Source organism: Acinetobacter sp. AL9 (assembly GCF_041464035.1).
Lineage (GTDB): Bacteria > Pseudomonadota > Gammaproteobacteria > Pseudomonadales > Moraxellaceae > Acinetobacter > Acinetobacter towneri.
In genome coordinates this window covers 1-4,798 of sequence record NZ_JAYFSK010000098.1, presented here as the reverse complement: position 1 = coordinate 4,798, position 4,798 = coordinate 1, and the positions used below count along the sequence as shown (strand labels likewise).

Annotated in this window: 6 protein-coding genes and 1 pseudogene; 1 reads left to right on the top strand and 6 read right to left on the bottom strand. The window is 42.0% G+C overall.

Annotation, left to right across the window (positions count from 1 at the left end; translation table 11 throughout):
- The coding region (locus tag ACEO2X_RS13260) for a zinc ribbon domain-containing protein (protein WP_179991410.1) at nucleotides 1-218 on the top strand (218 nt) is incomplete at its 5' end.
- Nucleotides 219-267: 49 nt separating this feature from the next.
- Here ACEO2X_RS13260 and ACEO2X_RS13255 read toward each other — a convergent pair.
- The 6 genes and pseudogenes from ACEO2X_RS13255 to ACEO2X_RS13230 all read right to left on the bottom strand — a co-directional run.
- Nucleotides 268-1,161, bottom strand: a complete 894-nt coding sequence (locus ACEO2X_RS13255; protein ID WP_004974770.1) for a DMT family transporter — start codon at nucleotides 1,159-1,161, stop codon at nucleotides 268-270.
- 101 nt (nucleotides 1,162-1,262) lie between these two features.
- Nucleotides 1,263-1,673 carry a hypothetical protein gene (locus ACEO2X_RS13250; protein WP_253106454.1) on the bottom strand — a complete coding sequence of 137 codons (411 nt, stop codon included), beginning with the start codon at nucleotides 1,671-1,673 and terminating at the stop codon, nucleotides 1,263-1,265.
- 21 nt (nucleotides 1,674-1,694) lie between these two features.
- Complete coding sequence (locus ACEO2X_RS13245) at nucleotides 1,695-1,904, bottom strand: YheV family putative zinc ribbon protein (RefSeq protein ID WP_171062592.1); 210 nt, start codon at nucleotides 1,902-1,904, stop codon at nucleotides 1,695-1,697.
- 40 nt (nucleotides 1,905-1,944) lie between these two features.
- Nucleotides 1,945-3,984 carry a M3 family metallopeptidase gene (locus tag ACEO2X_RS13240; protein ID WP_371972134.1) on the bottom strand — a complete coding sequence of 680 codons (2,040 nt, stop codon included), beginning with the start codon at nucleotides 3,982-3,984 and terminating at the stop codon, nucleotides 1,945-1,947.
- Between the two features lie 74 nt (nucleotides 3,985-4,058).
- Nucleotides 4,059-4,643 (bottom strand): hypothetical protein, encoded by a 585-nt coding sequence (locus tag ACEO2X_RS13235; protein ID WP_111885424.1) that lies wholly within the window; start codon nucleotides 4,641-4,643, stop codon nucleotides 4,059-4,061.
- Nucleotides 4,644-4,688: 45 nt separating this feature from the next.
- A pseudogene (locus ACEO2X_RS13230) lies at nucleotides 4,689-4,798 on the bottom strand (IS701 family transposase); the annotation flags it as partial.

The following is a 4,798-nucleotide window of genomic DNA, read 5'->3' as shown; positions in this document are numbered from 1 at the left end:
CAGGGGTATGTTATGAAGAAGTCAATGAAGCCTATACCACCCAAATTTGTTCGTGCTGTGGCTCACGCTCCAGTAGTCCGGAAGGTAGAGCAGGACTTGGAATAAGAGAATGGCAGTGTGTGGAGTGTGGTACGCTCCATGATCGGGATGTAAATTCCGCACTGAATATTCTTGCGCTCGGGCATGAGCGTCTAGCAGTAGGAATCTCCGTCCTTTAGGTCGGGGAGGATGTCAAGAGGCTGATGTGTAGGGAATACAAAAACAGCATTATGAATGCGGGGAGTGATGATTCAGGTGTTTTTGTAACAGTGGACTGCATAAAATAATGGCAAGCAAAATGAGGGCAAAGCCAATCAAACTAAATAAGTCTGGCGTTTCATGCCAAAAGCTAAAGCCCCAAATCCCTGCAAAAATAATCGCAATGTAATTTACAGGGCCAATTTGCCCTGCAGGGGCAAGGCGGTAGGCATTGGACATAAAGATCTGACTGATATTGGCCAGTAATCCTGCGCCAATTAAAAAACTCAACTCTTTTAAGTTGTAGGGGCGCCATGACCAAAACATCGGTACAACAGAAATGAGTGTACCAATCATGCAAAAATAAAACACAATGCGTTCAGGCGGTTCTGTTTGAGTCAGGGCGCGTACTGTGACAAAAGCCATCGCTGCTAAAAAACTGGCACTGAGTCCAATCGCGGACATACTATTAAACATACCCGCATCGGGTTTGGCGACAAATAACACGCCAAATAAACCAATGAACGCAGCCCATAACATTGGTTTGGTGATTTTTTCTTTAAGGAATAGCCATGCAATTAGGGGAATAAAAATAGGCGATGAATAGGTGAAGACCATTGCATTGGATAGTTTCAGATTGGCAATTGCGTAGAAAAAGCCATACATGGCGGTTAATCCGACCACCGAACGCCAAGTGTGCATCCATAATTTTTCGGTTTTAAAAAAGCCCAAGCCTTTATTGAAAATGAGAGGGATAAAAATAAACAAACCAATAAAATTACGGAAAAATACCACCGTGGCATTATCAACCGTTTCTGAGGCGTAACGAACGCACACCCCCATGAGCGAAAACAGAAAGGCAGAACAGGTTAGCAGCATAATTGCTTTGAGCAAATTTTGTTGAGCAGAACCAGAAGATGTCATACAAATAAAGCCAGAATAACCTCAGGCTATTCTAGCTTAAATTGGCTACAACACTGACCCTTTATCGTATTTTAAAATGACTGATGTGAAGCAGAGGAGGCTTACTGTGCCAGTTGGGCTTCCAGTATTTTGATTTGTTCTTCTTTCAGTTTAATCAGCTCATCGGCATCGCTATGTTGCTGTTTTAATAAGGCACGTTGATCATTCAGCTGATTTTGAATGTCATCTAATTTAGCCACTTCTTCTTTGGCAAGCGCTGCATTCTCAGATATAGGTGCTTTGAGTAAATCTTCTGTGACCAACTGTTTTGGTGCTGCTTCATCTTCTTGCAATGGCGTTGCTTCAGCAGGTACAGCTTTCGCTACAGACGCCGTAGTTGGGGCAGTTTCTATAGGCGCAGTATTGTTGCTATCGCCCATCCATTGAAAGATAAATACGGCAATAATGACAATAATTAACCCGCCCGTAATGGCCCATAAGAGCTTAGGGTTATGTCGTTGATCTTCAGTCATGCGTTGTTGAACCTTATTGTTTTACTTTGACTGACGCGGCTTAAACTGGATCACCCCAATTTCATCTGAAACCTCTGGGATTTCAGGTTCATCAATATGTGTCGGACGGTTTTCCGTATAATCACACTCGATACATTCGATCCATTCAGCTTCGCCAGCGGTGAGCATGACAACCCGATCCATCGCCTGACATTTTGGACATTTTGCGCCTGCAATGAAACGACGTTTAATGGTCATCACGACTCCCCTAACTTCATCTAAAGTTCTTAGTTTAAGCGTTTTTGACTATGTTCGTCCAACCTTGATGACGTAATAGTGCGTCTATTTTTGGCTCGCGTCCGCGGAAATTGATAAATGCGTCAAGCGCTGAATCTTTTCCGCCAACTGCTAGAATAAACTGTCTAAACTGCTTGCCAGTTTCGGTGTTAAATAGCCCTTCATTTTCAAAGCGATCAAAGGCATCGCTGGCCAAAACCTCTGCCCATTTGTATGAATAATATCCTGCAGCATAGCCGCCTGCGAAAATATGGCTGAAGCTGTGCTGGAAGCGGTTGTAAGCTGTAGTTGGCGCAACGGCATAGTTTTGACGAATATCATCTAGCATGGCTTGAATCTGTTCCGCATTTAAAGCAGGGTTGCTGCGATGAATACTTAAATCGAACAGGGCAAATTCAATTTGGCGCAGGCTCTGCATTCCCGACTGGAAGAAACGTGCATCTAACAGTGCTTTAAGCAGGTGTTCTGGCAGGGTGTCTTGGGTTTCAATATGCGCACTCAGCATATCTAAACTATCTTGATCCCAAGTCCAAAATTCCATGAATTGGCTTGGTAATTCCACCGCATCCCAAGCGACACCATGTGTACCTGCCACAGCAATATTATCTACTTCAGTTAGCATGTGATGTAAGCCATGTCCAAATTCATGGAATAGGGTGATGACTTCATCATGCGTTAAAAGCGCGGGTTGGTCTGCAACAGGTGGGGTAAAGTTACACACCATATAGCAAATTGGTTTTTGTAAACCTTGTGCCAATTGCATGCGTGAACGGAAACCACTCATCCATGCGCCGCCGCGTTTGCCTGTACGGGCATATAGATCAAAGTAAAAACCACCAATCACTTGACCTTGATCTTCAAGTTCAAAATAACGTGCATCAGGATGCCAAACAGGGGCAGCGCGCTCAATAATATCGACATCGTATAAACGCTTGACGATGCTAAATAGACCTTCAACCACTTTCGGTGCAGGGAAATATGGTTTTAACATTTCTTGTGAAAGGTTAAATTGCTGTAATTTTAATTTTTCAGAATAGTAGCCTGTATCCCACGGTTGTAAGGTATCAATCCCATCTTGGGCGGCAATGGCTTTGAGTTCGGCAATTTCTTGCTCTGCAGGTACTCGGGCATGTTCTGCCAGTTCACGCAGGAATTGATCGACTGCTTCGACACTTGGTGCCATTTTGCTGGCAAGGGATAATTCTGCATAGTTGTTAAAACCGAGCAGTTGCGCCATTTCTTGACGTAAACGCAAGATTTCTTCCATGATCGGGGTGTTGTCAAATTCAGACTGGTCTGATTGATCGGATGCGCGGGTAGTGTAAGCCTGATACAAGGTTTCACGCAAAGCACGATCATCGGCATAGGTCATAATGGCTAAATAGGCAGGAATATCCAGTGTTGCCACAGCTTGTTCCAATTCGCGTTGCTGACCATATTGTTTCAGCAATTCAACGCTGCTTGGCGGTAAACCTTTGAGCTGATCTTCGGACAATACTTTGTAATAGGCTTGGGTGGCATCCAACACATGATTGGAAAAGTCTGATGACAGTTGCGATAAACGCGCTGAAATTTCAGCATAGCGTTTTTTAGCTTCACCTTCTAAGGCCACACCTGACAGTTTAAAGTCGCGCAAAGCCAATTGAATTGCGCTTTGTTGTGCAGCAGGCAAATCTTTAAAGGTGTTGGCATCATGAATATGTTGATAGCTTTGATACAACACCGTGTGTTGACCCAATTGAGTGTAGTAGTCGCTTAAACTGGGTAACAGTGCTTGATACACTTCGCGGGTTTCAGGATTATTCATGACCGCATTTAAATGTGACAGCACGCCCCATGCTTCGCTCATGTTGTTTTCGAGCTGATCAATCTGTTCTAAAACATTTAATTGCGCCGTCGTATTTTCAGGTACTGCAGTCAGGTTATTTAAAAAGTTTTGTCCCTGCTGAATGGCATGCTCAATTTTTTGTTTTAAATCTGCAAGGGTAATTTGGTCAAATTGTGGAACAGGCAAAGTTGCCTTTTCTAATGTCATGTCGGTCTGCCGATTTATTTCCTGTGTTATTTGTAGAAGTAAGGTTTCTAGAAGGATAAATCAAGCCTTGGGTGCTATTTATTCGCTCTTGTTTCACCGTGGATAGATTGAATATCTTGGATGTAGGTGCCAAAGCGCCCCTCAATGACCGATAATTTTATGAATAGATTTTGATTTTTGTAGTGTTCATATTCATCTACATTGATTCGAAACATACCAGTAGAGTCATACGGTGTTTCAATAGAATAGTAGACACTTCCTTTTTTACCATGTTTTTTAACAGCGCTTGCTTCCAATGTCACCACAGTAGGTGTACCCAAAACTAGGGTATGAAGCAGAGGAGGATAGACAACTAGATTTAAGTAAAGAAACAGAATTACAAAAATAGGGAAGAGGAGTAAAAAATAGAATTTTGGCTTTTTTTGTACATTTGTCCATGTACGTGGAATGATCCATTGTCCGTATCTATGCAGAACATAAAAGTAGATCAAAACAGCCAAATAAATCAACGTTGCAACAATGAAGGCTGTGATTTTGACTTGATTTGTTGGGGTGAAGTCTATAAAAAAGAGAGCAATCAGTGCTGAAATACTAAGTACAAAGACTAAGCATATTACATATTCATGGTAATAGTATTTAGTAATTTTCTGTGATGTCATGATTTTTAAGTGGTTTATTTTTATAGAGATAGGACTTACGCACTATTATTTAAAGATTCTCTGTGGTAGCAGATGATTTTTATCGAGAATAAAGTCATCAATGAAGCTTTTGATAATTGGTCTAAATAATTTCTTCTGCCAACGATATACATTTT

Excerpts from the sequence above, each read along its gene's own strand:
- ACEO2X_RS13250 (WP_253106454.1), bottom strand. The coding sequence starts at position 1,673 with ATGACTGAAGATCAACGACATAACCCTAAGCTCTTATGGGCCATTACG.
- ACEO2X_RS13235 (WP_111885424.1), bottom strand. The coding sequence starts at position 4,643 with ATGACATCACAGAAAATTACTAAATACTATTACCATGAATATGTAATA.
- ACEO2X_RS13240 (WP_371972134.1), bottom strand. The coding sequence starts at position 3,984 with ATGACATTAGAAAAGGCAACTTTGCCTGTTCCACAATTTGACCAAATT.
- ACEO2X_RS13255 (WP_004974770.1), bottom strand. The coding sequence starts at position 1,161 with ATGACATCTTCTGGTTCTGCTCAACAAAATTTGCTCAAAGCAATTATG.